This window comes from Streptomyces sp. NPDC047853, assembly GCF_043204535.1.
Lineage (GTDB): Bacteria > Actinomycetota > Actinomycetes > Streptomycetales > Streptomycetaceae > Streptomyces.
This window is the reverse complement of the sequence record NZ_JBIDCI010000005.1, coordinates 303,834-329,830: the sequence shown is the minus strand read 5'-3', so window position 1 is coordinate 329,830 and position 25,997 is coordinate 303,834. Positions and strand designations below refer to the sequence as shown.

Sequence of the window (25,997 nt, the reverse complement as noted above, 5' to 3'; positions counted from 1 at the left end):
GTGCCGAGTCCGCCGGCTGGGCGAGGGCGTCACGCCGTCACGAAGTCGATCAACTCCTCGACCCGCCCCAGCAACTCCGGCTCCAGGTCCTTGTAGGAGCCCACCCGCGCCAGGATCGCCTGCCACACCGCCCCGGTGTTCTCCGACGGCCACCCCAGCGCCCGGCACACCCCCGTCTTCCAGTCCTGTCCGCGCGGCACCCGGGGCCAGGCGTCGATGCCGACCGACGCCGGCTTCACCGCCTCCCAGATGTCGATGTACGGGTGGCCCACCACCAGCGCGTGCTCGCTCGTCACGTCCTGCGCGATCCGCCACTCCTTCGACCCGGGCACCAGGTGGTCCACCAGGACCCCCAGCCGCGCGTCCGGCCCCGGAGCGAACTCGGCGACGATCGACGGCAGGTCGTCCACGCCCCCCAGGTACTCGACCACGACGCCCTCGACGCGCAGGTCGTCGCCCCACACCTTCTCGACCAGCTCGGCGTCGTGCCGCCCCTCGACGTAGATCCGCCCCGCGCGGGCCACCCGGGCGCGCGCCCCGGGGACGGCGACCGAACCGGACGCCGTGCGGGCGGGCCGTACCGGACCGGACGACGGGCGCACCAGGGTCACCACGCGCCCCTCCAGCAGGAAGCCGCGCGGCTCCATCGGGAAGGCCCGGCGCTTGCCGAAGCGGTCCTCCAGGGTCACCGTGCCCGCCTCGCAGCCGGTCACCGCACCGCAGAATCCGGTGCCGGGCTCCTCGACCACCAGGCCGGGGTCGGCCGGGACCTCCGGTACCGGCTGCGACTTCTTCCACGGAGGGGTCAGGTCGGCGGAGTACTGGCGCATTCTCAGGACGATACGAGGAATCCGCCGTCCGTGATCAGCGCGACACGCCGAAGCGCGCGGCCAGCGCGTCCCGTTGGGACCGGACGAACGCCGCGTCCACCACCGCTCCGTGGCCGGGCACGTACAGCGCGTCCGGACCGCCCAGGGCGAGCAGCCGGTCCAGGGCGGCCGGCCAGCGCGAGGGCACGGCGTCCGGGCCCGCCTGCGGTTCGCCGGACTCCTCGACCAGGTCGCCGCAGAACACGACCGGCGGATCACCCGGCACCAGCACCGCGAGGTCCTGGCCGGTGTGCCCCGGCCCCACGTCGGCCAGCAGCACCCGCCGGCCGTCGCCCAGGTCGAGCGGGTACACGCCGTCGACCTCGCGGTGGACGCGGACGAGCGCGTCGACCGCGTCCTCGGCCGCCCCCGCGTCCAGCCCCTCCGCCACCGCGTCCGCGCGCAGCGCCTCCCGCCCCTGTCCGCCCCGCGCGAACACCGCGCCGACGCCCGCCGCGCCGTGGACCTCCGCGCCCGCGAACGCCGCCGCGCCGAAGACGTGGTCGAAGTGCGGGTGGGTCAGCGCGAGATGCGTCACACGGTGGCCGGCGAGCCGCCGTGCCTGCGCACGCACCCGGGCGCCCTCCCCGAGGCTCGAGCCGGTGTCCACGACCAGCGCCGCGCCCGCGCCGACGACCAGCCCCGCCGTGCAGTCCCACACCGGCAGCCGGCACCGGCCCACCCCCTCGGCCAGCCGCTCCCATCCCAGGTCTTCCCAAGTCACCGTCACGACGGCGACGCTAGCGGTGCGGCACCCGCGCGCACGGCGGCGCGGCCCCGGCCTTGCCGGGGGCGTACCCCACGGCCGTACACTGGGCCGGGGAAGTCTGGCACTCGTCCACGGTGAGTGCCAGGAGGAACACCGGGCGGACGACTTCTGGAGGTGTGCGCGATGCTCAGTGAACGCAGGCTGAAGGTGCTGCGCGCCATCGTCCAGGACTACGTCGGCACCGAGGAGCCGGTCGGCTCCAAGGCCCTCACCGAACGGCACAACCTCGGCGTCTCCCCGGCCACCGTGCGCAATGACATGGCGGCCCTGGAGGACGAGGGGTTCATCGCCCAGCCGCACACCAGCGCCGGGCGCATCCCCACCGACAAGGGCTACCGGCTCTTCGTCGACAAGCTGGCCGGCGTCAAGCCGATGACCGCGCCCGAGCGGCGTGCCATCCAGAACTTCCTGGAGGGTGCCGTCGACCTCGACGACGTGGTGGCCCGTACGGTGCGGCTGCTCGCGCAGCTGACCCGGCAGGTCGCCGTCGTGCAGTACCCCTCGCTGACCCGCTCGACCGTGCGGCACGTGGAGCTGCTGGCGCTGGCGCCCGCGCGGCTGATGCTGGTGCTGATCACGGACACCGGGCGGGTCGAGCAGCGGATGGTCGACTGCCCGGCGCCGTTCGGGGAGTCGTCCCTGGCGGACCTGCGCGCGCGGCTCAACAGCCGGGTCGCGGGCCGCCGTTTCACGGACGTGCCGAGCCTGGTCGAGGATCTCCCCGAGGCCTTCGAGGCCGAGGATCGCGGTACGGTCTCCACCGTGCTCTCCACCCTGCTGGAGACGCTGGTCGAGGAGAACGAGGAGCGGCTCATGATCGGCGGCACCGCCAATCTGACCCGCTTCGGGCACGACTTCCCCTTGGTGATCCGACCCGTCCTCGAGGCGCTGGAGGAGCAGGTCGTGCTCCTCAAGCTGCTCGGCGAGGCGAAGGATCCGGGCGTGACCGTCCGTATCGGTCACGAGAACGCCCACGAGGGACTCAACTCCACGTCCGTCGTGTCGGTGGGCTACGGTTCGGGCGGCGAGGCGGTTGCCAAGCTCGGCGTGGTCGGACCGACCCGCATGGACTACCCGGGAACGATGGGAGCGGTACGCGCAGTGGCACGGTACGTCGGACAGATCCTGGCGGAGTCTTAGGTGGCCACGGACTACTACGCCGTACTCGGCGTGCGCCGCGACGCTTCCCAGGACGAGATCAAGAAGGCGTTCCGGAGGCTCGCCCGCGAGCTGCACCCGGACGTCAACCCCGATCCGAAGACCCAGGAGCGGTTCAAGGAGATCAACGCCGCCTACGAGGTGCTCTCGGACCCGCAGAAGAAGCAGGTCTACGACCTCGGGGGCGACCCCCTCTCGCAGGCCGCCGGCGGTGGCGCGGGCGGCTTCGGCGCGGGTGGCTTCGGGAACTTCTCGGACATCATGGACGCGTTCTTCGGTACGGCATCGCAGCGCGGACCGCGCTCGCGCACCCGCCGGGGCCAGGACGCGATGATCCGCATCGAGATCGAGCTGGACGAGGCCGCCTTCGGCACGACCAAGGACATCCAGGTCGACACGGCCGTCGTCTGCAACACCTGCAACGGCGAGGGCGCGGCCCCCGGCACCTCGGCCCAGACCTGTGACATGTGCCGCGGCCGCGGTGAGGTCTCGCAGGTCACCCGGTCCTTCCTGGGCCAGGTCATGACCTCCCGGCCCTGCCCCCAGTGCCAGGGCTTCGGCACCGTGGTCCCGACCCCGTGCCCGGAGTGCGCGGGCGACGGCCGGGTGCGCTCCCGGCGCACGCTGACCGTGAAGATCCCGGCCGGCGTCGACAACGGCACGCGGATCCAGCTCGCGGGCGAGGGCGAGGTCGGCCCCGGCGGCGGCCCCGCCGGCGACCTGTACGTCGAGATCCACGAGCTGCCGCACTCGACCTTCCAGCGCCGCGGCGACGACCTGCACTGCACGGTCACCATCCCGATGACGGCGGCGGCCCTCGGCACCAAGGTGCCGCTGGAGACCCTCGACGGCATGGAGGAGGTCGACATCCGCCCGGGCACCCAGTCCGGCCAGTCGATCCCGCTGCACGGCCGAGGCGTCACCCACCTGCGCGGCGGCGGCCGGGGCGACCTCATCGTCCACGTCGAGGTCACCACGCCCACCAAGCTCGACGCCGAGCAGGAGCGCGTCCTGCGCGAGCTGGCCCAGCTGCGGGGCGAGGAGCGCCCGCTGGGGCAGTTCCAGCCGGGTCAGCAGGGGCTGTTCTCCCGTCTGAAGGACGCCTTCAACGGGCGCTGACGCGAGGGTCGCCAGGGGCTCCGCGGTGCGGATGCTCCTGGCGTATGCCGACGGAAGCCCGGATTCGGACTTGTTCAAAGGACGTGACAACATGCCGTCATGTCCTCCGCACTGACCGATCTCTTCCCCTACCCGATCGTGCAGGCGCCCATGGCGGGCGGCGTCTCCGTGCCGCAGCTCGCCGCCGCGGTCTGCGAGGCGGGAGGGCTGGGCTTCCTGGCCGCCGGGTACAAGACCGCGGACGGGATGTACGAGGAGATCAAGCAGCTGCGGGGACTGACGGGCCGCCCCTTCGGCGTCAACCTCTTCATGCCGCAGCCGGAGACGGCCGACCCCGCCGCCGTCGGCGTCTACGCCCACCAGCTCGCCGGTGAGGCCGCCTGGTACGAGACGGAGCTGGGCGACCCCGACAGCGGCCGCGACGACGGCTACGACACCAAGCTCGCGGTGCTGCTGGACAACCCGGTGCCGGTGGTGTCGTTCCACTTCGGCGTCCCGAGCCGCGAGGTCGTCGACTCCCTGCACCGTGTCGGCACCTTCGCCCTGGTCGCGGCGACCACCGCGGAGGAGGCCAGGGCCGTCGAGCGGTCCGGCGCCGACGCGGTGATCGCGCAGGGCGCCGAAGCCGGCGGACACCAGGGCACCCACCGCGACCACGTGGAGACGGGCGGCACCGGCACCGGGCTGCTGTCCCTGGTCGCCCAGGTCCGGGAGGCGGTGAGCCTGCCCGTCGTCGCCGCCGGCGGCATCATGCGCGGCGGTCAGATCGCCGCGGTCCTCGCCGCGGGCGCGAGCGCCGCCCAGCTGGGCACCGCCTTCCTCGCCACCCCCGAGTCCGGCGCGCACGCCCTGCACAAGCAGGCCCTGACCAACCCCCTGTTCGTCCGCACCGAACTGACCCGGGCCTTCTCCGGCCGCCCCGCCCGCGGCCTGGTCAACCGCTTCCTGCGCGAGCACGGCGCCTACGCCCCCGCCGCCTACCCGGACGTCCACCACCTCACCGCGCCGCTGCGCAAGGCCGCGGCGAAGGCGGGCGACGCGCAGGGCATGGCGCTGTGGGCCGGACAGGGCCACCGGATGGCCCGGGAACTGCCCGCCGGGCAGCTGGTGGAGGTGCTGGTGGCCGAACTCGCCGCCGCCGGGACAGCGTTGTCAGGCTGGTCGGGCTTCATGTCGGGAGGTACGGGCCGATGACGGCACCGGTGTTCGTGGTCGACTCGCTCGGGCCGGGGGACCTGCCGGGCGGGGAGTACGTCCTGGGCGGCCCCGAGGGACGGCACGCCGTCTCCGTGAAGCGGCTGCGGACCGGCGAGGACGTCGTCCTCACCGACGGACGCGGACGCTGGGCCGAGGGCGTGGTGCGGGCCGCCGAGGGCAAGGACCGCCTCGTCGTCGGCGGACTGGAACCCGTCCACGAGGAGCCCGAGGAGCGGCCCCGCCTCACCGTCGTGCAGGCCCTGCCCAAGGGCGACCGCGGTGAGCTGGCCGTCGAGACGATGACGGAGGTCGGTGTCGACGCGATCGTGCCGTGGGCGGCGTCCCGCTGCATCACCCAGTGGAAGGGCGAGCGCGGCCTGAAGGCGCTCGGCAAGTGGCGGGCGACGGCCCGGGAGGCCGGCAAGCAGTCCCGCCGGGTCCGCTTCCCCGAGGTCGCGGACGCGGCGACGAGCAAGCAGGTTGCCTCACTTCTGGCCGACGCCGACTTCGCCGCCGTACTCCACGAGAGCGGCGACGAGCCCCTGGCGGTAGCCGAACTCCCCGCCTCCGGCGACATCGTGCTGGTCGTCGGCCCCGAAGGGGGCGTGTCCCCCGAGGAGTTGGCACTCTTCGCCGAAGCGGGCGCCAAGCCCTACCGCCTGGGCCGCAGCGTCCTGCGCACCTCCACCGCCGGTACCGCGGCGACCGCCGTCCTGCTGGCCCGCACCGGCCGCTGGTCCTGACGGCCGCCGGTCTCCCTCAGTCGCCGCGCGATCCCCGTCAGCCGTCCGCCGCGCGGGCGGCGGCGACCGCCGGGAACAGGTCCCAGCCGTCCAGGTCCGCGGAGCGGCCGAGCAGCCCGCGCCGGGCCGCCTCGTCGACGAAGGCCCGTACGACCCCGGGTTCGTGCAGGTTGAGCGCCTCGTCGCCCAGGGCCACGCAACCCGAGGGCAGGAACCCGTCGGGGACGAACCGGTCCGCGCCGCCCCGGAACAGCAGGCGGGTGCACGTCCCGCCGCGGGAGAGGGTGAGCACCTCCTGGCAGGGGCCCGCGACGCTGTGCCGGTGACGCACCGACCACACGTAGGGGGCCGTCCCGTCCACGACGAGTCTCCTGATCCGACCACCACCGCCCATCCGCCCCACGGTAGTGCCGAGTGGCCGTATGCGCCCTACCGTTCGGGCCCGCCGCGGTGGCACCCTGCCTTCCATGGGGGCATCGAGGCGAATCCGGCGCGTGGCTCCGGTGGTCGTCGGCGCGGTCGTCGCCGTCGCCGGCGTGGGCGCGTGCGACCCGGGCGGGCTCAGTTCCGCGTCCGTGGCGTACACCACCGACCAGACCGTGACACGCGAACTGCAGCGGCAGAAGGCACAGGTGCGGTGGCTCACCTGCACCGCCTCCTACGGGGACGACGGCTCCACCGCGTCGGCGGGCGAGGACACCGTCGCCTCGGTCGACTGCAAGGGCAAGACCGACGACGGGAAGGACATCACCGTCGACGGCGAGGTCACCCGGGTCGTCAACGGCGCCTGCGTGCGCGGCGACCTGACCGCGAAGGTGGGCGGCAAGAAGTGGTTCCGGGTCGAAGGGCTCGGCAACTGCGACGCCACCAGCGCCCCGCCCGCGGGCCGGCCCGACCCGCAGGGGCCCGGGCCCACGGTCACCGTCACCCGGACCATCTGGTGCCCGGACGACCCGCACTGCCGTCCGGTGCAGGGCAAGTAGTCCCCGGCCGGCGGCGCCCGGCAAGTGATCCGAACCTCTGTCGGCGGACGGCACCCCTGCATAGGGTGAGGGGGTGACACAGCCCGCAGCGTCTGCCTACCTCCGTTTTCCGCACCCGCACGGCGAGTTGGTCGCCTTCACCGCCGAGGACGACGTGTGGCTCGCGCCGCTCGACGGCGGCCGGGCCTGGCGGGTCAGCGCCGACAACGTGCCGGTGAACCACCCGCGCGTCTCGCCCGACGGCACCACGGTCGCCTGGACCTCCACCCGGGACGGCGCCCCCGAGGTGCACATCGCCCCCGTCGACGGCGGCCCCGCCCGGCGCATCACCCACTGGGGCAGCGTCAGGACCCAGGTCCGCGGCTGGACCCCGGACGGGGAGGTCCTCGCCCTCAGCAGCCACGGGCAGGCCAGCCTGCGCCGCTCCTGGGCCCGCGCCGTCCCGCTCGACGGCGGACCGGCCACCGTCCTGCCCTACGGGCCCGTCGGCGACGTCGCACACGGCCCGCACACCGTGCTGCTGTCCGCGTCGATGGGCCGCGAGGCCGCCTGGTGGAAGCGCTACCGGGGCGGCACGGCGGGCAAGCTGTGGATCGACGCCGAGGACGACGGCGAGTTCGTACGGCTCCACAGCGACCTCGACGGAAACATCGAGTACCCCTTCTGGGTCGGCGAGCGCATCGCGTTCCTCTCCGACCACGAGGGCACCGGCGCCCTCTACTCCTCCCTCGCCGACGGCTCCGACCTGCGCCGCCACACCCCGCTCGGGGGCTTCTACGCCCGGCACGCGGCCACCGACGGCACCCGTGTCGTCTGGTCCAGCGCCGGCGAGCTGTGGACGCTGGACGACCTGGACGGGGCCGAGCCGCGCCGGCTGGAGATCCGGCTCGGCGGTGCGCGCGTCGACCTCCAGGCCCACCCGGTGAACGCGGCCCGCTGGTTCGGCTCCGCGTCCCCCGACCACACCGCGCGCGGCAGCGCCGTCGCCGTCCGCGGGGGAGTGCACTGGGTCACCCACCGCTCGGGACCCGCCCGCGCGCTGGCCGCGCAGCCCGGCGTACGGACCCGGCTGCCGCGCGCCTTCCGCGCCGACGGCGAGGAGTGGGTGGTGTGGGTGACGGACGCCGAGGGCGACGACGCCCTGGAGTTCGCGCCCGCCACCGGGCTCGCGCCGGGCGCCACCGCGCGGCGCATCGCCGCCGGGCAGCTCGGCCGGGTGCTCGCCCTCGCCATGGCGCCCGACGGCAGCCGGGCCGCCGTCGCCTCGCACGACGGACGGGTCCTGCTCGTCGAACGGGAGACCGGCGAGGTCCGCGAGGTCGACCGCAGCGACGACGGCGACGCCTCGGGGCTGGTCTTCTCGCCCGACTCCGCCTGGCTCGCCTGGTCCCACCCCGGCCCCGACCCGCTGCGCCGGCTCAAGCTCGCCAACACCACCGACCTGTCGGTCTCCGAGGCGACCCCGCTGCGCTTCAAGGACTACGCGCCGGCCTTCACCCTGGACGGCAAGCACCTCGCCTTCCTCTCCACCCGTTCCTTCGACCCGGTCTACGACGAGCACGTCTTCGACCTGGCCTTCGTCGAGGGCGCCCGCCCGTACCTGATCACCCTCGCCGCGACCACCCCCTCGCCCTTCGGCCCGCAGCGCCACGGCCGCGCCTTCGAGACCCCGGACCGGGACGAGACCCCCGACAGCGAGGGCATCCCGACCACCCGGATCGACATCGAGGGCCTCGCCGACCGCATCGTGCCCTTCCCGGTCGAGGCCGCCCGCTACTCCGGGCTGCGCGCCGCCAAGGACGGCGTGCTGTGGCTGCGCCACCCGGTCACCGGCGTCCTCGGCGCCTCCCGCGCCACCCCGGACGACCCCGGCCCGCACACCGAGCTGGAGCGCTACGACCTGGTCCAGCAGCGCGTCGAGCACCTGGCCGGGGACGCCGACCACTTCGAGGTGAGCGGCGACGGCAAGCGGGTGCTGCTGTGGACCGACGGACGCCTCAAGGTCGTGCCGAGCGACCGGCGGGCCTCCGGCGACGAGGACAGCGACACCAACATCACCGTCGACCTCGGCCGCGTCCGGCAGACCGTCGACCCGGCCGCCGAGTGGCGGCAGATGTTCGACGAGACCGGCCGCATCATGCGGGACCACTTCTGGCGGCCCGACATGAACGGCGTCGACTGGGACGGCGTCCTGGACCGCTACCGGCCCGTCCTGGACCGCCTCGCCACCCACGACGACCTGGTCGACCTCCTGTGGGAGGTGCACGGCGAACTCGGCACCTCGCACGCCTACGTCACCCCGCGCGGCGGCCACGGCTCCGGCGCCCGGCAGGGCCTGCTCGGCGCCGACCTCTCCCGCCACGAGGACGGCACCTGGCGCATCGACCGCGTGCTGCCCTCGGAGACCTCCGACCCCGAGGCCCGCTCCCCGCTCGCCGCGCCCGGTGTCGCCGTGCGCGCGGGGGACGCGATCGTCGCGGTCGCCGGACAGCCCGTGGACCCGGTCACCGGGCCGAACCCGCTGCTCGTCGGCACCGCGGGCAAGCCGGTCGAGCTGACCCTCTCCCCCTCCGGTGGCGGCGAACCGCGGCACGCCGTCGTCGTCCCCCTCGCCGACGAGGAGCCCCTGCGCTACCACGCCTGGGTCGCCGACCGCCGCGCCTACGTCCACGAGCGCTCCGACGGCCGGCTCGGCTACCTCCACGTGCCCGACATGGTCGGCGCCGGCTGGGCCCAGCTCCACCGCGACCTGCGCGTCGAGGTGGTCCGGGAGGGCCTGGTCGTCGACGTCCGGGAGAACCGCGGCGGGCACACCTCCCAGCTCGTCGTCGAGAAGCTGGCCCGGCGGATCGTCGGCTGGGACCTGCCGCGCGGCATGCGTCCGTCGAGCTACCCGCTGGACGCGCCCCGCGGACCGGTCGTCGCCGTCGCCAACGAGTTCTCCGGCTCCGACGGCGACATCGTCAACGCCGCGATCAAGGCCCTCGGCATCGGCCCGGTCGTCGGCACCCGCACGTGGGGCGGCGTCATCGGCATCGACAGCCGCTACCGGCTGGTCGACGGCACGCTGATCACCCAGCCCAAGTACGCCTTCTGGCTGGAGGGCTACGGCTGGGGCGTGGAGAACCACGGCGTCGACCCCGACGTCGAGGTCCCGCAGCGCCCCCAGGACCACGCGGCGGGCCGCGACCCCCAGCTGGACGAGGCGATCAGGCTGGCGCTGGAGGCACTGGAGTCGGCACCGGCGAAGACGCCGCCGGACCTGCCGACCTGAGCCGACCCGAGGGGCGCGGGGAACCGCGCCCCTCGGCCCCGACGGAGCCGCACCCGAGCGACTAGCATGCCCCGTACCATCCCACCAGCGAAAAGGAGCGCATGCGCATGGCGGGCGAACCACAGGACGACTGCCTGTTCTGCAAGATCGTCGCAGGCCAGATCCCCGCGACGATCGTCCGCGAGACGGACACGACCGTCGCCTTCCGGGACATCAACCCCCAGGCGCCCACGCACGTCCTGGTGATCCCCAAGGCCCACTACCGGGACGCGGGCGCGCTCGCCGCCGGCGCTCCGGAACTGGCGGCGGACGTCCTGCGCGAGACCCAGGCGGTCGCGGACCAGGAGAAGCTCGACAGCCACCGCACCATCTTCAACACCGGCAGCGGTGCCGGCCAGACCGTCTGGCACGCCCACGCCCACGTCCTCGGCGGCCGCGGCCTCGAATGGCCCCCCGGATAGGCAGCCGTGTCCGTACGTGAACTGGTGGTCCTCGGCACCGCCAGCCAGGTCCCCACCCGCCACCGCAACCACAACGGCTACCTGCTGCGCTGGGACGGCGAGGGCATCCTGTTCGACCCCGGCGAGGGCACGCAGCGCCAGATGCTGCGCGCCGGGGTCGCCGCCCACGACCTGAACCGGATCTGCGTCACGCACTTCCACGGCGACCACAGCCTCGGCCTCGCCGGCGTCATCCAGCGCGTCAACCTCGACCGGGTGCCGCACGAGGTCACCGCCCACTACCCGCGCTCCGGGCAGCGCTTCTTCGACCGCCTGCGGTACGCCACCGCCTACCGCGAGACGGTCGCGCTCACCGAGTCCCCGGTCGACACCGACGGGCCCCTGGCGGTCACCCCCGCCTACACCCTGGACGCCCGCAGGCTCTCCCACCCCGTCGAGTCGTACGGCTACCGCCTCACCGAGCCCGACGGCCTGCGCATGCTGCCGGACCGCCTGGCCGCGCACGGCATCAAGGGCCCCGACGTCGGCCGCATCCAGCGCGAGGGCTCACTGAACGGCGTGCCGCTCGACGAGGTCAGCGAGGTCCGCCGGGGCCAGCGGTTCGCGTTCGTCATGGACACCCGGCTCTGCGCGGGCGTGCACGCGCTCGCCGAGGACTGCGACCTGCTGGTCATCGAGTCGACCTTCCTCGACGAGGACGAGACCCTCGCCGGCGACCACGGCCACCTGACCGCCGGCCAGGCGGCCCGGGCCGCCCGGGACGCGGGCGTACGGCACCTGGTGCTCACCCACTTCAGCCAGCGCTACGCGGACCCCGGGGAGTTCGAGCGGCAGGCGCGGGCGGCCGGCTACGAGGGCGAGCTGACCGTGGCCCACGACCTGCTCCGCGTCCCGGTTCCGAAACGTCGGTGAAACCGCCGTACGATGCTCTGATGCCCCTGCCCAAAGCTGAACTGCACCTCCACATCGAAGGCACCCTGGAGCCCGAGCTGGCTTTCGAGCTGGCCGCCCGCAACGGCGTCTCCCTGTCGTACGCGGACACGGACGCCCTGCGCGAGGCGTACCGCTTCGAGGACCTCCAGTCCTTCCTGAACCTGTACTACGAACTCATGGCCGTCCTGCGCACCGAACGGGACTTCGAGGACCTCGCCGACGCCTACCTCGCCCGCGCCGCCGCGCAGGGCGTGCGGCACGCGGAGATCTTCTTCGACCCGCAGGCGCACCTGGTCCGGGGCGTGGAGATGGGCACGGTCGTGGAGGGGCTGTGGCGGGCACTGGGCCGCAGCCGGGAGCGGCACGGCGTCTCCACCCGGCTGATCATGTGCTTCCTGCGCGACGAGTCCGCCGAGTCGGCCCTGCGGACCCTCGACGCCGCGAAGCCGTACCTCGACCGGATCACCGGCGTCGGCCTGGACTCGGCCGAGGTGGGCCACCCGCCGGTGAAGTTCCGCGAGGTGTACGAGGCCGCCGCCGCCCTCGGGCTGCGCCGGGTCGCGCACGCGGGTGAGGAGGGGCCGCCGGAGTACGTCACCGAGGCCCTGGACGTCCTCGGCGTCGAGCGGATCGACCACGGCCTGCGCTGCGTGGAGGACCCGGCGCTGGTCGAGCGGCTGGTGCGCGACCGCGTCCCGCTGACCCTGTGCCCGCTGTCCAACGTGCGGCTGCGGACGGTCGACACCCTCGCCGACCACCCGCTGCCCGCCCTGCTGGACGCCGGGCTGATGTGCACCGTCAACTCCGACGACCCGGCCTACTTCGGCGGCTACGCGGGCGACAACTTCGACGCCGTGCGGCAGGCGCTCGGCCTCACCGAGGACCGGCTGCGGGAGCTGGCCCGCAACTCCTTCCTCGCCTCCTTCCTGGAGGACGACGAGGAGCTGCGGGCGAGCTACCTCGCCGAGGTCGAGGCCTACGCGTTCCCGGCGGCGTAGGGCTCAGCCCGCCCCGGGCCCCGGTGCGGCCGCCGCCTGCCGGGGTCCCGCCGTGTCGTAGGCACCCCGGACCGGGACGGCCGGTGCGTCGACGGTGATCTCCACGACCGGCTGCTCCGGGGCACCGACCTCGGGCACGGCCCCGCTCGGCGTGCCGGTGGCGGCGGCGACCAGGGCGGCCGGGGTGCCACCGCGACGGCGGATCGCGCCGGGCAGCAGCGGGCGCCCGCCGGTGTGCAGGGCGACGGCGGTCATCGGCGCGGCCACCACGAGCAGCAGGGCGGCGAGGACCAGGCCCATCCCCGGGTATCCGGCCTGCGCGGACAGCACACTGCCGGTCAGCGGACCGGCCGCCGTGCCCAGCGAGGACGCCGACCCGACGAGCACCGCCCAGCGGCCCCGCGGATCGAGCGAGGCGGCCAGGCCGATCAGGTACGACAGCACGACCGGGTACAGCGTGTTCCAGGCGATCTCCCCGGCCGCGAAGGTCGTGGGAGTGGTCGCGGACGCGGTCAGGGCGATGCACCCGGCGATGACCACCGTCCCCGCCCCGACGGGCATCGCGCGTCCCAGCCGCGGCCCGAGCGCGCCGGCCGCCAGCACGCCGAGCAGCCCCGCGCCGAGGGCGACGGCGAACACGACGCCGAGGGCGGCGTCACCGAGCCCGGCCTGCGTGAGGCCGATCCGGCCGCTGACGCCCCACAGGGAGTTCTGCGCCAGGGACCAGCACAGCACGGCCGTGGCGAGGACCGGCCCCGAGCGGCGACCCGGGAGCGGGGAGGTGGTCCCGGTGCCGTGGGCGGCCGGGGCCGCGGCCTCCGGTCCCGGCAGTCGGCCGGTCAGCGGCCACACCGCGAGCGCGGTCAGGGCGATCGCGGCCAGCGGCAGGCCGTGCGCCCGGCCGAGGTGGGGAACCGTCAGGTACACCGCGCCGGCCAGCGCGGAGACGGTCAGCAGGCCCAGCGTGGAGGCCCGGTGCGGGTCCCTCTCCGCCGCGATCCGGGTCGCGGCGACGGTCATGGCCGTACCGGAGCCGAGGCCGCCCAGCACCGCGCCGGCCACGACGGCGGGGACGGCCGTGGTGAGCGAGGCGGCGCCGTAGCCGAGGAAGGCCAGGGCGAGCCCGAGACGGGCCGGTGTCCGGGCGCCGAGCCGCTGCATCCGGGAGGCGAGCAGGAAGCCGGCGGTCGCCGAACTCAGCAGCAGGGCACTGCCGACGGCACCCGCCTGCGTGGCGGTCAGCGGCAGTCCGGTGTCGAGTCTGCCGACGGTGGTGGGCAGCAGATACGGAGGAAGGTACCCGGCCGTGAAGAGGGCGACGAGGGGCCAGGGGGCAGTGCGGGGGGCGAACACGGGCGTTCCCAGGGCGTGCGAAAGGGACTCGGGAGAGGAGGGGGGCGACGCCCGTCGACGGACAGTGCGCGCGGGCAATTTGTATCAAGCGCGAGGAGGCGTGAAACAGGCGAGGGGGTGTGTTCTGGATCACATGCGCGTTTACGGCCATCAGAGCCGGGTAGGAGAGATCGCCGCCGTCGGTGCACCGCCTGGTCGTCGAGCGGATCCACCGCCTCCGTACCGGGCCTGACCACGCGTCACCGCGAGGGCCCGGCCCCTCGTGACCCGCCGTCAGCCGTGCCTCCCGCGGCACCGGCCCGGACGCCGCGGGGTTGTCGGTGGTGTGGTGCACACTGGCGGGGTCCGCACCATGCCAGGGAGCGCACCGTGACAGCGTCCACCGTGTCCACCGTGTCCACCGCGTCCACCGCGTCCACCGCGTCCGACGTACCCGCCATGCCCACCGTGCCCGCCGTGCCCGTCATGCCGACCGACGGGAGAACGCACCGCCACGTCCCCGCCGAGGGGCACCACCACCCCCAGGTCGATCCCCTCGCCGCCCTGCGCACCCCGCAGGACCCGCCCTGGGACGTGTACCTGACCGGCACCGTCTTCCTCGACGTCGTGTTCACGGGGCTCGACTCCGCCCCGGTGCGCGGCACCGAGTCCTGGGCGCGGGGGATGGGATCGAGCCCGGGCGGCATCGCCAACATGGCGACCGCGCTGGCCCGCCTGGGCCTGCGCACCTCGCTGGCCGCGGCCTTCGGCGACGACCACTACGGCGACTACTGCTGGGACGCCCTCGCCCAGGGCGAGGGCATCGACCTGAGCCCCTCGCGCACCGTGCCCGGCTGGCACTCGCCGGTGACGGTCTCGATGGCCTACGAGGGGGAACGCACGATGGTCTCCCACGGCCACGAGCCGCCCCCCGAGGAGCCGTCCCCCGAGTGCCCGCCCCGCGCGCGTGCCGCCGTCGCCTCCCTGACGCCCGGTGTCCGCGCCCCCTGGATCGCCCAGGCCGCCGCGCGCGGCACCCGCGTCTTCGCCGACGTCGGCTGGGACGACACCGGCGCCTGGGACCTGGCCAGGCTGCCGGACCTCGCGCACTGCGAGGCCTTCCTGCCGAACGCGGAGGAGGCCATGCGCTACACCCGCACCGACTGCCCCCGCGAGGCCGCGCACGCCCTGACCGAGCACGTGCCGCTCGCCGTGGTCACCCTCGGCGCGGACGGCGCCTACGCGGTGGACCGGCGGACGGGGGAGAGCGCCGAGGTCCCGGCCATCGAGGTGGAGGCCCTGGACCCCACCGGCGCGGGGGACGTCTTCGTCGCCGGGTTCGTCACCGGGACGCTGGCCGGCTGGCCACTGGCCGACCGGCTGGCCTTCGCCGGCCTCACCGCCGCCCTCTCCGTCCAGGAGTTCGGCGGCTCCCTGTCGGCGCCCGGCTGGTGCGAGATCGCGACCTGGTGGCGCAAGGTCCAGTCCGTGGCGGGCCAGGACCCGGCGGCCCTGCGCCGCTACGCGTTCCTCGCGGACCTGGTCCCGGACGACCTGGTGGCGCCCTGGCCCCTGCGCCGCGCCGTACCGACCATCGGCTTCCGCCGCCCGGCCTGACCGAACGGGCGGCGGGACCGGTTCAGAAGCCGAGGCGGCGCAGTTGCTTCGGGTCGCGCTGCCAGTCCTTGGCGACCTTGACGTGCAGGTCCAGGAAGACGGGCGTGCCGAGCAGCGCCTCGATCTGCTGGCGGGACTTGATGCCGACGTCCTTCAGGCGCTTGCCCTTGGGGCCGATGATGATGCCCTTCTGGCTGGGGCGCTCGATGTAGACGTTGGCGTGGATGTCCAGGAGCGGCTTGTCGGCGGGCCGGTCCTCGCGCGGGAGCATCTCCTCGACGACCACCGCGATGGAGTGCGGCAGCTCGTCCCGGACGCCCTCCAGCGCGGCCTCCCGGATCAGCTCGGCGACCATGACCTGCTCGGGCTCGTCGGTCAGGTCGCCCTCGGGGTAGAGCGCGGGGCCCTCGGGCATCAGCGGGGTCAGCAGGTCCGCGAGCAGGTCCACCTGCTGGTTCGCGGTGGCCGACACCGGGACGATCTCCGCCCAGGTGATGCCCAGCTCCTGGCCCAGCTGATCGATGGCGATCAGCTGCTCGGCCAGGGTCTTGGAGTCCACCAGGTCCGTCTTCGTGACGATCGCGACCTTCGGGGTCTTCCTGATCGCCGCCAGCTCCTTGGCGATGAAGCGGTCACCGGGACCCAGCTTCTCGTTCGCCGGCAGGCAGAAACCGATGACGTCCACCTCGGCCCACGTCGTCCGCACGACGTCGTTGAGCCGCTCGCCCAGCAGCGTGCGCGGCTTGTGCAGGCCCGGGGTGTCCACCAGGATGAGCTGGGCGTCCTCCCGGTGCACGATGCCCCGCACGGTGTGCCGGGTGGTCTGCGGACGGTTCGAGGTGATCGCCACCTTCTGCCCGACCAGAGCGTTCGTGAGGGTGGACTTGCCCGCGTTGGGGCGGCCCACGAAGCAGGCGAAGCCGGCCCGGTGAACAGCCTCGGCCGGTTCTTCGGATGACTGGGTACGAACGCTCATGGCGCCCATTGTCCCTGATCCCCGGAGCCCCGCCGCACCACGGTCGCCCGTCGGGCCGGCGACGGTCAGCCCGCGCTCACCGTGTCACGGACCGTGCCGTCCGGCGCGGCGACCAGGACCGGCGTCCCGGGGCCGCCCAGGTCCGAGACGGCCGCCCGGTCCTCGTCCGACACCGACTCCGCCGCGGTCACCACGGCCGCCGCCTCCAGCGACTTCGCGCCGGACGCCACCGCCATCGCCACCGCCGTGCGCAGCGCGCTGAGCCGCAGCGAGTCGAGCGCGACGGTGCCGGCGACGTACGTACGGCCGGTCTCGTCCCGTACGGCGGCCCCCTCGGGCACACCGTTGCGGGCCCGCGCGGAACGGGCCAGGGTGACGATCTTGCGGTCCTCGGGGTCGAGGGCGGGAGTCTCGGTCATGGGGTGAGCATACGGAGCGCCGCCGGCCACCGCGCCGGTCACCCCGCCCCCCGCGGACACCACCGCGCGGCGGACGGCGCTCAGGGACGGTCGAGGCGGAGCCGGTCCGCGCGCGGCAGTCCGGCGACGACCAGGTCGTACGAGTCCTCCACCAGTTCCCGGACGAGCCGGTCCGGGAGGCCGCCGTCCGCGGTCACCGTGTTCCAGTGCCGCTTGTTCATGTGCCAGCCCGGGACGACCAGCCCCGGGTGGTCGGCGCGCAGCCGCAGCGCGTCGTCCGGGTCGCACTTGAGATTGACCGTGAGCGGGCGCGCGTCCAGCGAGGACAGCGCGAACATCTTGCCCTGCACCTTGAAGACCGAGGTCTCCGCGCCGAAGGGGAAGTCCTCCACCGCCGCGTCGAAGGACAGGCACAGCGCGCGCAGCCGGCCGGGGGTCATTCCGACGCACCCTCCGCGACGGGCCTCGCCGCGTTCACCGGCTCCACCAGCACCGTCACGATCTTGTTCCGGCGGCCCGCCGCGGCCTCCGCCGTCAGCCGCAGCTCACGGCCGTCGGGCAGCTCCACCATCGACGAGGCGCCGGCGATCGGCACCCGGCCGAGCGCCTTCGCCAGCAGACCGCCCACCGTCTCCACGTCCTCGTCGTCGAACTCCTCCAGGCCGTACAGCTCGCCCAGGTCGCCGATGTCGAGGCGGGCGGTGACCCGGAAGCGGTCCTCGCCCAGCTCCTCGACGGGCGGCAGCTCCCGGTCGTACTCGTCGGTGATCTCGCCGACGATCTCCTCCAGGATGTCCTCGATGGTGACGATGCCGGCCGTGCCGCCGTACTCGTCGATCACCACGGCGACGTGGTTGCGCTCCTTCTGCATCTCGCGCAGCAGGTCACCGGCGTTCTTGGTGTCGGGCACGAAGAACGCCGGCCGCATCGCCGTGGACACCAGGTCGCTCTCCGCGTCCCGGCTGATGTGCGTCCGGCGGACCAGGTCCTTCAGGTACACGATGCCGACGATGTCGTCCTCGCTGTCCCCGGTCACCGGTATCCGCGAGAAACCCGAGCGCAGGGCGAGGGTGAGGGCCTGGCGGATGGTCTTGTAGCGCTCGATGACGACGAGGTCGGTCCGCGGGACCATGACCTCCCGCACCAGGGTGTCGCCCAGCTCGAACACCGAGTGCACCATGCGGCGCTCCTCGGCCTCGATCAGCGACTCCTTCTCGGCGTAGTCGACCAGCGCGCGCAGCTCCGCCTCGGAGGCGAAGGGGCCGCGGCGGAAGCCCTTGCCCGGGGTGAGCGCGTTGCCGATGAGGATGAGCAGCGACGGGATCGGGCCCATGATCCGGGCCAGCGGCACCAGGACGTACGCCGCCGCCGTCGCCGTGTTCATGGGGTGCTGCCGGCCGATGGTGCGCGGGGAGACCCCGACGGCGACGTACGAGACGAGCACCATCACCGCGATGGCGATCACCAGCGCCTCGCCGGTGCCGTCGAACTGCTTCAGGCAGGCGTACGTGACCAGCGCCGCGGCCGCCATCTCGCAGGCGACCCGGACCAGCAGGGCCACGTTCAGATAGCGCGTCGGGTCGGCGGCGACCTTGGCGAGCTTCGCGCTGCCGCGCCGCCCGGACCGTACCGCCTCCTCGGCGCGGAAGCTGGAGACCCGGGCGAGCCCCGCCTCCGCGCACGCGGCGAGCCAGGCGACCACGACCAGGGCGACCGCGCCCGCGATCAGGGGGAGGCTCATGAGACGGTCGGGGCCGGGGACGGGCCGGTCAGACCCTTCTCCGCACGCCAGCCGTCCACGATGGCCGCCTGGAGACCGAACATCTCGGCCTTCTCGTCCGGCTCCTCGTGGTCGTAGCCGAGCAGGTGTAGCACCCCGTGGACGGTGAGGAGCTGGAGCTCCTCGTCCATGGAGTGCTGCGTCGCCGCCTCGGTGCCCTGCTTCTCGGCGACCTCGGGGCAGAGCACGATGTCACCGAGCAGCCCCTGCGGCGGCTCGTCCTCGTCCTTGGCCGGCGGACGCAGCTCGTCCATCGGGAAGGACATGACATCCGTCGGCCCCGGCAGGTCCATCCACTGGATGTGGAGCTGCTCCATGGCGTCGGCGTCCACGACGATCACCGAAAGCTCGGAGAGCGGGTGGATGCGCATCCGCGCGAGCGCGTAGCGGGCGATGTCGAGGATCGCCTGCTCGTCGACCTCGGTTCCGGACTCGTTGTTGACGTCGATCGACATGGTCGTGCTGGTCTACTTCCCCTTGGCCTCGGCACCGCTTCTCGGTGTCCGGCCGCCGTTGTGGCCGCCGTTCTCGGTGCCGTTCCTGCTGTCGTACTGCTCGTACGCGTCGACGATACGGCCCACCAGCTTGTGCCGGACGACGTCCTGGGACGACAGCCGGGAGAAGTGGACGTCGTCCACGCCCTCCAGGATGTCCTGCACCTGCTTGAGACCCGACTTCGTCCCGCCGGGCAGGTCGACCTGCGTCACGTCACCCGTGATCACGATCTTCGACTCGAAGCCGAGCCGGGTGAGGAACATCTTCATCTGCTCGGGGCTGGTGTTCTGCGCCTCGTCCAGGATGATGAAGGCGTCATTGAGCGTTCTGCCCCTCATGTACGCCAGCGGCGCGACCTCGATCGTGCCCGCGGCCATCAGGCGCGGGATCGAGTCGGGGTCGAGCATGTCGTGCAGCGCGTCGTACAGCGGACGCAGGTACGGGTCGATCTTCTCGTAGAGCGTGCCCGGCAGGAAGCCGAGCCGCTCGCCGGCCTCGACCGCCGGGCGGGTCAGGATGATGCGGTTGACCTGCTTGGACTGCAGGGCCTGCACCGCCTTGGCCATCGCCAGGTAGGTCTTGCCGGTGCCCGCGGGGCCGATGCCGAAGACGATGGTGTGCTTGTCGATCGCGTCGACGTACCGCTTCTGGTTCAGCGTCTTGGGGCGGATCGTGCGGCCTCGCGAGGACAGGATGTTCTGCGTGAGCACCTCGGCCGGGGTCTCCTGGCCGTCGCTCTCCCCGTTCTCGCTCGCCTTGAGCATGGCGATCGAGCGTTCCACTGCGTCCTCCGTCATCGGCTGCCCCGTGCGGAGCACCAGCATCATCTCGTCGAAAACGCGCTGGACCAGGGCGACGTCATGGGTGTCGCCGACCGCGCTGATCTCGTTTCCCCGGACGTGGATGTCGGCCGCCGGGAAGGCCTTCTCGATCACGCGCAGGAGGGAGTCGCCGGACCCCAGCACGGTCACCATGGGGTGCTGGGCGGGGACGGTGAACTGTGCTCTCGCCTTCCCCTGCGCGGGAGAGTGAGCTGAGGGTGTCTGAGTCATGGGCCGGCGCTCTAGGCCTGCAAGTCCTCCTCTGCGGCGTACGCCGCGTGACGGGCGGGTCTGATGCTTCCAGCGTACGACTCCCCGCCGACAGCGCCGAGGTGTTTTATCCGACCGGCGCCCGCTGCGCCCGCAGCACCTCCCGGAACCAGGCGTACGAGGCCTTGGGCGTGCGCTCCAGCGTCGCGAAGTCCACGTGCACCAGGCCGAACCGGCGCGCGTACCCCTCCGCCCACTCGAAGTTGTCGAGCAGCGACCACACGAAGTAGCCGCGCACGTCCACGCCGGCCGCCACGGCCCGGTGCAGCGCGCGGACGTGCCCGTCCAGGTAGGCGATGCGGTCCTGGTCGTCGAGCCCCTCGTAGGAGCAGCCGTTCTCGGTGATCACGACCGGCGGGAGGCGGTCGCCGTAGCGCTCGCGGAGGCCGGTGAGCAGCTCCGTCAGCCCCTCGGGCACGACGGGCCAGCCGAAGTCGGTCACCGGCCTGCCCTCGATCGCGCGCACCGAGAAGGGCAGCTCCGCGGGGAGCGTCAGGCCACCGAACCCGGTCTGGGCACCCTGCGGGGCGCCCACCCGGGCGGGCGCGTAGTAGTTCACGCCGTACCGGTCCAGCGGCTCGGCGATGATCTCCAGGTCGGCGTCGACCCGGCGCGCGCCGCCCGGCATCAGCTCCGCGATGCCCTCCGGGTACCGCCCGGTCAGCAGCGGGTCGCTGAACAGGCGGTTCAGGAGGAGGTCGTAGAAGTCCGCCGCCTCCCGATCGGCCGGGTCGTCCGACGCCGGCCAGGTCGGCCCGTGCGAGTTGGCGACCCCGATCTCCGCGGCGCCCGCCGCGCGCAGGGCCCGTACCGCCAGGCCGTGCGCGAGCAGCTGGTGGTGGGCCGCCGGGAGGGCGTCGAACAGCAGCGTCCTGCCGGGGGCGTGGGTGCCCAGAGCATGGCCCAGCAGGGTGTGCTCGGCCGGTTCGTTCAGCGTGATCCACCTGCCGACGCGATCGCCGAGCCGGTCCGCGACCCGCGTCACGTACTGGGCGAACCGCGACGCCGTGTCCCGCTCCAGCCAGTCCAGCCCCACCGGCAGGTCCCAGTGGAAGAGGGTCGGCACCGGCCGGACGCCCGCCGCGCACAGCTCGTCGACGAGGCGGTCGTAGAAGTCGAGGCCGCCCGGGGAGTTCACCCGCGGCCAGGAGACCGAGAAGCGGTACGCGTCCACGCCCAGGTCCGCCAGCAGCGCCACGTCCTCGCGGTAGCGGTGGTAGTGGTCGCAGGCCACGGCCGCGGTGGAGCCGTCCTTCACCCGTCCGGGCTCGGCGGTGAAGACGTCCCACACGGACGGCTCCCGCAGCCGGGCCGCGCCCTCGATCTGGTGCGCCGAGGTCGACACGCCCCACAGGAAACCGTCCGGGAACCGGGGTATCGGTTGCGTCGCCATGCGCGGATCATCCGCAGCGCCGGTGAGCGAAGTCAACGACCGTGCTCACGCCCCTTCCTTCAGCACCCGCGAGATCAGCCTGCGCTGCTCGTCCGTCAGCCGGGGATCGGCGGCGTACACCGTCCTGCCGTCCACGGTGATCTGGTAGCTGAACCCGTCCGGCACCCCGACGGGCGGCGTGCTCCGCCCGGCGGCCGCGGCCCGTTCCGCCAGGGCGTGCCACTCGTCCGCGTCGGCCCGTCCCGCGGTGTCGACCTCCGCGTGGCGTTCGATGCCCGCGAAGCCTCCTGTGCGCCTCACCTGAATCCGCATGGGTCCGTGTCTAGTACGGAACTACAGGGTGCGCACCCCGACCTGTTCCCAGCCCTTGCGGACCGCCTCCAGCTCCTCGGCGTCGCCGTAGCGCTCCCGGGCGGCCTTCACCGTCAGCGCCGCGAAGTCCGTGAACAGCGCGTCCTGCGCCAGTTCCCCGCCGGTCAGCACGTCGTACCAGACCTGCCCGGCCCGCTCCCAGGCGTGCCCGCCGAGCGTGGTGGCCGCCAGGTAGAAGGCGTGGTTGGGGATGCCGGAGTTGATGTGGACGCCGCCGTTGTCGCGGCCGGTGCGCACGAAGTCGTCCATCGTCGCGGGCTGCGGGTCCTTGCCGAGCACGTCGTCGTCGTACGCGGTGCCCGGCGCCTTCATGGAGCGCAGCGCCACCCCCGTCACGCGCGGGGCGAGCAGCCCGGCGCCGATCAGCCAGTCGGCCTCGGCGGCGGTCTGGCCGAGCGAGTACTGCTTGACGAGGGAGCCGAAGACGTCGGACACCGACTCGTTGAGGGCGCCGGGCTGCCCGTAGTAGGTCAGGTTGGCGGTGTGCTGGGTGACGCCGTGGGCCAGCTCGTGGCCGATGATGTCCAGGGAGATGGTGAAGTCGAGGAAGATCTCCCCGTCCCCGTCGCCGAAGACCATCTGCTCGCCGTTCCAGAAGGCGTTGTTGTACTCGCGGTCGTAGTGCACCGTCGCGTCCAGCGGCAGTCCGCCGCCGTCGACGGAGTCGCGCCCGTAGGCCTTCAGGAAGTGCTCGAAGGTGGCGCCGAGGCCCGCGTAGGCGCGGTTGACGGTGGCGTCCTTGCCGGGCTCCTCGCCCTCGCCGCGCACCTTCCTGCCGGGCAGGTCGGTGCCGTGCCGGGCGTCGAAGACCGTCCGGTGCGGCTTCCCGGGTTCGGCGCCGGCGCGCGCGGTGACCGTGGGGGCGCCGATGACCGTGGTCAGCCGGCGGTGGGTGCGCTCGAAGGCGTCGCGCTGGAGCGTCCTGCGAGCGGGTCCGGCGAGCACCGGGTCCTCGTGCTGGGCGAGCTTGTCGAGGACGTGGGGCGGCACGATGGTGCAGAAGACGGGCTCGAAGCCCCCGTGGGTCGTCATGACCGGCACCCTCGCACTGAGTGACCCACCTGTCACCACCCGCAACCATGATTGGTGAAAACCGGGACCAATGCGCCCCTTCGGTCGCCGGTGAGTGGTATACGGCACTTTTTGTCCCTATTCCCTCACCGTTCCCCTCCGTGGTCCCGCATACTGATACGCACCCGCGTGACCGGCGTGGCTCGGCTAAGGTGCTGGGCATCATGCGTTTCGGGCTGCTTCTCCTTAGCTGCCGCGGCGAGGGCCTGTAGAGGCCGACTCCCTCCCCGCGGAGCTTGGTGGTGCGCGTCGGCCGTCTCTCTGGACACGCGGACACCGCGGACATCACGAGGAGCCCACGCCAACATGGCCAACCGCCAGCAGCCCAGTTCCATGCCGATCACCAAGTACCGCGGCTACGAGCAGGTCGACCTCCCCGACCGCACCTGGCCCCGGCAGCGCGTCACCACCGCCCCCCGCTGGCTCTCCACCGACCTGCGCGACGGCAACCAGGCGCTGATCGACCCGATGTCGCCCTCCCGCAAGCGCGCGATGTTCGACCTGCTGGTCAAGATGGGCTACAAGGAGATCGAGGTCGGCTTCCCCGCCTCCGGCCAGACCGACTTCGACTTCGTGCGCTCGATCATCGAGGACCCGGGCGCCATCCCGGACGACGTGACGATCTCCGTGCTGACGCAGGCCCGTGAGGACCTGATCGAGCGCACGGTGGAGTCCCTGAAGGGCGCCAGGCGGGCCACCGTCCACCTGTACAACGCGACCGCCCCGGTCTTCCGCAGGGTCGTCTTCCGCGGCTCCCGGGACGACATCAAGCAGATCGCCGTCGACGGCACCCGGCTGGTCATGGAGTACGCCGAGAAGCTGCTGGGCCCCGAGACGGAGTTCGGCTACCAGTACAGCCCCGAGATCTTCACCGACACCGAGCTGGACTTCGCCCTGGAGGTCTGCGAGGCGGTGATGGACACCTACCAGCCCGGCCCCGGCCGCGAGATCATCCTCAACCTGCCCGCCACCGTGGAGCGTTCCACGCCGTCCACGCACGCGGACCGCTTCGAGTGGATGGGCCGCAAGCTCTCCCGCCGCGAGTACGTCTGCCTGTCCGTCCACCCGCACAACGACCGCGGCACGGCGGTGGCGGCGGCCGAACTGGCGCTGATGGCCGGCGCCGACCGCGTCGAGGGCTGCCTGTTCGGGCAGGGCGAGCGCACCGGCAACGTCGACCTGGTCACCCTGGGCATGAACCTGTTCTCGCAGGGCGTCGACCCGCAGATCGACTTCTCCGACATCGACGAGATCCGTCGTACGTGGGAGTACTGCAACCAGATGGAGGTCCACCCGCGCCACCCGTACGTGGGCGACCTGGTCTACACGTCCTTCTCCGGCTCCCACCAGGACGCCATCAAGAAGGGCTTCGACGCCATGGAGGCCGACGCGGCCGCGAAGGGCGTCACCGTCGACGACATCGAGTGGGCCGTGCCCTACCTGCCGATCGACCCCAAGGACGTCGGCCGCTCCTACGAGGCCGTCATCCGCGTCAACTCGCAGTCCGGCAAGGGCGGCATCGCGTACGTCCTGAAGAACGACCACAAGCTGGACCTGCCCCGCCGGATGCAGATCGAGTTCTCCAAGCTGATCCAGGCCAAGACGGACGCCGAGGGCGGCGAGATCACGCCCACCGCCATCTGGGACGTCTTCCAGGACGAGTACCTGCCCAACCCGGACAACCCCTGGGGCCGCGTCCAGGTCGCCAACGGCCAGACCACCACCGACCGCGACGGCGTCGACACCCTCACCGTCGAGGCCACGGTCGACGGTCAGGAGACCACGCTGGTCGGCACCGGCAACGGCCCGATCTCGGCGTTCTTCCACGCCCTGCAGGGCGTCGGCATCGACGTACGCCTGCTGGACTACCAGGAGCACACGATGAGCGAGGGCGCCTCCGCGCAGGCCGCCTCCTACATCGAGTGCGCCATCGGCGACAAGGTGCTGTGGGGCATCGGAATCGACGCGAACACCACGCGCGCCTCGCTGAAGGCGGTCGTCTCCGCCGTCAACCGCGCCACCCGCTGACCAGCCGAATCGGTGATCACCGGTCCCGCCCGCCGTTCTCCGGCGGGCGGGACCGGGTCGGATACCGGCCAACTCCGTGTGCAGGTCACGGAAAGGTCTCCTCCGGGGTACTGACTCCACGACGGTGATGTGGCTAACATCACGCCAGCGCGACGATGCTGTCGCGCGGTTACGGAGGTGCGACGTGCTGCCTGGACGGGAACGAAACGGCCGAACTGTCCGGCTGCCGCGCATCCTGGGCACGCGCACCGCGTGGACGCCCGTCGGGGACGGCGAGTTCTTCTGCCCGGGCTGCGGTGGCGACCGCAACTACCAGCGGCTCACCGGCCGCCGCCGCTTCACCCTGCTCGGCGTGCCCGTGCTGCCGCGCGGCGAGTCCGCGCCCACCGTCGAGTGCGCGGCCTGCCGCCGCCACTACGGCACCGACGTCCTCGACCACCCGACCACCACCCGCTTCTCCGCGATGCTCCGCGACGCCGTGCACACCGTCGCCCTCGCCGTCCTGGCCGCGGGCGGCGCCTGCTCGCGCACGTCGCTGGAGACGGCCGCCGTCGCGGTGCGCGCGGCCGGCTTCGAGGACTGCACCGAGGACCAGCTGGGCGCGCTCGTCGAGGCGCTGGAGGCGGACACCGGCCGGGTCCACGGCGAGCCCTGCGTGCCCGGCCTCGCCATAGAACTCCACGAGGCCCTGGGCCCCCTCGCCCCCCACCTGGCCACCGTCGGCCGCGAGTCCATCCTCCTCCAGGGCGCCCGCATCGCCCTGGCCGACGGCCCCTACACCCCCGCCGAACGCGACGCGCTGGCCACGGTGGGCGCGGCGCTCACCCTCTGCTCGGACGACGTGACCCGCCTGCTGGAGTCGGCGGGCACGCCGTCCTGACCGCCCCCCGTCGGTGGGCCGGCGGCCCCGGTGCCGGAG

The 25,997-nt window shown here is 73.2% G+C and carries 25 protein-coding genes; 12 read left to right on the top strand and 13 right to left on the bottom strand.

Features of this window, described 5'->3' with window-relative positions; translation table 11 throughout:
- Positions 1–29: 29 nt before the first annotated feature.
- Positions 30–830 (bottom strand): DUF3097 domain-containing protein, encoded by an 801-nt coding sequence (locus ACGF5T_RS12935; RefSeq protein WP_356603295.1) that lies wholly within the window; start codon positions 828–830, stop codon positions 30–32.
- Positions 831–864: 34 nt separating this feature from the next.
- Positions 865–1,599 carry an MBL fold metallo-hydrolase gene (locus ACGF5T_RS12930; RefSeq protein WP_366767779.1) on the bottom strand — a complete coding sequence of 245 codons (735 nt, stop codon included), beginning with the start codon at positions 1,597–1,599 and terminating at the stop codon, positions 865–867.
- A gap of 162 nt (positions 1,600–1,761) precedes the next feature.
- Between ACGF5T_RS12930 and hrcA the strand changes: the two genes are divergently transcribed.
- The 4 genes from hrcA (at position 1,762) to ACGF5T_RS12910 (ending at position 5,855) form a co-directional block, all read left to right on the top strand.
- The gene (hrcA, locus tag ACGF5T_RS12925) at positions 1,762–2,778 is read left to right on the top strand and encodes a heat-inducible transcriptional repressor HrcA (RefSeq protein WP_356603291.1); all 1,017 of its coding nucleotides are present in this window, start codon (positions 1,762–1,764) and stop codon (positions 2,776–2,778) included.
- The gene (gene dnaJ, locus ACGF5T_RS12920) at positions 2,779–3,915 is read left to right on the top strand and encodes a molecular chaperone DnaJ (protein WP_356603290.1); all 1,137 of its coding nucleotides are present in this window, start codon (positions 2,779–2,781) and stop codon (positions 3,913–3,915) included. It abuts the gene before it with no gap.
- 99 nt (positions 3,916–4,014) lie between these two features.
- Positions 4,015–5,109, top strand: a complete 1,095-nt coding sequence (locus tag ACGF5T_RS12915) for a nitronate monooxygenase (RefSeq protein ID WP_356603288.1) — start codon at positions 4,015–4,017, stop codon at positions 5,107–5,109.
- Positions 5,106–5,855: a 16S rRNA (uracil(1498)-N(3))-methyltransferase gene (locus ACGF5T_RS12910; protein ID WP_366767778.1), complete on the top strand. Its 750-nt coding sequence runs from the start codon at positions 5,106–5,108 to the stop codon at positions 5,853–5,855. Before ACGF5T_RS12915 ends, ACGF5T_RS12910 begins: the two co-directional genes overlap by 4 nt.
- Positions 5,856–5,892: 37 nt before the next feature.
- On the opposite strand, the gene ACGF5T_RS12905 is transcribed toward ACGF5T_RS12910, so the two are convergent.
- A complete protein-coding gene (locus ACGF5T_RS12905; RefSeq protein ID WP_356603284.1) occupies positions 5,893–6,249 on the bottom strand; it encodes a hypothetical protein in 357 nt (118 codons plus the stop codon).
- A gap of 73 nt (positions 6,250–6,322) precedes the next feature.
- Between ACGF5T_RS12905 and ACGF5T_RS12900 the strand changes: the two genes are divergently transcribed.
- The 5 genes from ACGF5T_RS12900 (at position 6,323) to ACGF5T_RS12880 (ending at position 12,504) form a co-directional block, all read left to right on the top strand.
- The gene (locus ACGF5T_RS12900) at positions 6,323–6,838 is read left to right on the top strand and encodes a hypothetical protein (RefSeq protein ID WP_356603282.1); all 516 of its coding nucleotides are present in this window, start codon (positions 6,323–6,325) and stop codon (positions 6,836–6,838) included.
- A gap of 73 nt (positions 6,839–6,911) precedes the next feature.
- A complete protein-coding gene (locus ACGF5T_RS12895) occupies positions 6,912–10,112 on the top strand; it encodes a S41 family peptidase (protein ID WP_366767777.1) in 3,201 nt (1,066 codons plus the stop codon).
- 107 nt (positions 10,113–10,219) lie between these two features.
- Positions 10,220–10,573, top strand: a complete 354-nt coding sequence (locus tag ACGF5T_RS12890) for a histidine triad nucleotide-binding protein (RefSeq protein ID WP_361014464.1) — start codon at positions 10,220–10,222, stop codon at positions 10,571–10,573.
- A 6-nt stretch (positions 10,574–10,579) separates the two neighbouring features.
- On the top strand, positions 10,580–11,485 hold the full coding sequence (locus ACGF5T_RS12885) for a ribonuclease Z (RefSeq protein WP_361014467.1): 906 nt from the start codon (positions 10,580–10,582) through the stop codon (positions 11,483–11,485).
- Between the two features lie 20 nt (positions 11,486–11,505).
- A complete protein-coding gene (locus ACGF5T_RS12880; RefSeq protein ID WP_361014470.1) occupies positions 11,506–12,504 on the top strand; it encodes an adenosine deaminase in 999 nt (332 codons plus the stop codon).
- A 3-nt stretch (positions 12,505–12,507) separates the two neighbouring features.
- Here the strand turns inward: ACGF5T_RS12880 and ACGF5T_RS12875 are convergent, their stop codons facing one another.
- Entirely contained in the window at positions 12,508–13,857 is a 1,350-nt protein-coding gene (locus ACGF5T_RS12875) for an MFS transporter (RefSeq protein WP_356603272.1), read from the bottom strand.
- 465 nt (positions 13,858–14,322) lie between these two features.
- Between ACGF5T_RS12875 and ACGF5T_RS12870 the strand changes: the two genes are divergently transcribed.
- Positions 14,323–15,453, top strand: coding sequence for a PfkB family carbohydrate kinase (locus ACGF5T_RS12870; protein WP_366767808.1), 1,131 nt, complete (start codon positions 14,323–14,325; stop codon positions 15,451–15,453).
- A 22-nt stretch (positions 15,454–15,475) separates the two neighbouring features.
- Here the strand turns inward: ACGF5T_RS12870 and era are convergent, their stop codons facing one another.
- From era to ACGF5T_RS12825, 9 genes are all read right to left on the bottom strand, one after another.
- Complete coding sequence (era, locus tag ACGF5T_RS12865; RefSeq protein WP_361014476.1) at positions 15,476–16,429, bottom strand: GTPase Era; 954 nt, start codon at positions 16,427–16,429, stop codon at positions 15,476–15,478.
- 65 nt (positions 16,430–16,494) lie between these two features.
- Positions 16,495–16,848 (bottom strand): cytidine deaminase, encoded by a 354-nt coding sequence (locus ACGF5T_RS12860; protein ID WP_356603268.1) that lies wholly within the window; start codon positions 16,846–16,848, stop codon positions 16,495–16,497.
- An 80-nt stretch (positions 16,849–16,928) separates the two neighbouring features.
- Positions 16,929–17,288 (bottom strand): MmcQ/YjbR family DNA-binding protein, encoded by a 360-nt coding sequence (locus tag ACGF5T_RS12855; protein WP_366767776.1) that lies wholly within the window; start codon positions 17,286–17,288, stop codon positions 16,929–16,931.
- Positions 17,285–18,589 (bottom strand): hemolysin family protein, encoded by a 1,305-nt coding sequence (locus ACGF5T_RS12850; protein ID WP_361014481.1) that lies wholly within the window; start codon positions 18,587–18,589, stop codon positions 17,285–17,287. Before ACGF5T_RS12850 ends, ACGF5T_RS12855 begins: the two co-directional genes overlap by 4 nt.
- The gene (gene ybeY / locus ACGF5T_RS12845) at positions 18,586–19,083 is read right to left on the bottom strand and encodes an rRNA maturation RNase YbeY (protein ID WP_356603262.1); all 498 of its coding nucleotides are present in this window, start codon (positions 19,081–19,083) and stop codon (positions 18,586–18,588) included. Before ybeY ends, ACGF5T_RS12850 begins: the two co-directional genes overlap by 4 nt.
- 12 nt (positions 19,084–19,095) lie before the next feature.
- Positions 19,096–20,175 carry a PhoH family protein gene (locus ACGF5T_RS12840; RefSeq protein WP_356603260.1) on the bottom strand — a complete coding sequence of 360 codons (1,080 nt, stop codon included), beginning with the start codon at positions 20,173–20,175 and terminating at the stop codon, positions 19,096–19,098.
- Between the two features lie 106 nt (positions 20,176–20,281).
- On the bottom strand, positions 20,282–21,607 hold the full coding sequence (locus tag ACGF5T_RS12835) for a GH1 family beta-glucosidase (RefSeq protein WP_356603258.1): 1,326 nt from the start codon (positions 21,605–21,607) through the stop codon (positions 20,282–20,284).
- A gap of 45 nt (positions 21,608–21,652) precedes the next feature.
- Entirely contained in the window at positions 21,653–21,919 is a 267-nt protein-coding gene (locus ACGF5T_RS12830) for a protealysin inhibitor emfourin (RefSeq protein ID WP_356603256.1), read from the bottom strand.
- Between the two features lie 21 nt (positions 21,920–21,940).
- A complete protein-coding gene (locus ACGF5T_RS12825; protein ID WP_356603254.1) occupies positions 21,941–23,011 on the bottom strand; it encodes a M4 family metallopeptidase in 1,071 nt (356 codons plus the stop codon).
- 345 nt (positions 23,012–23,356) lie between these two features.
- On the opposite strand from ACGF5T_RS12825, the gene leuA reads away from it, so the two are divergent.
- Positions 23,357–25,078, top strand: coding sequence for a 2-isopropylmalate synthase (leuA, locus tag ACGF5T_RS12820; protein WP_356603252.1), 1,722 nt, complete (start codon positions 23,357–23,359; stop codon positions 25,076–25,078).
- Positions 25,079–25,262: 184 nt separating this feature from the next.
- Complete coding sequence (locus ACGF5T_RS12815; protein ID WP_356603250.1) at positions 25,263–25,958, top strand: TerB family tellurite resistance protein; 696 nt, start codon at positions 25,263–25,265, stop codon at positions 25,956–25,958.
- Positions 25,959–25,997: the final 39 nt, after the last annotated feature.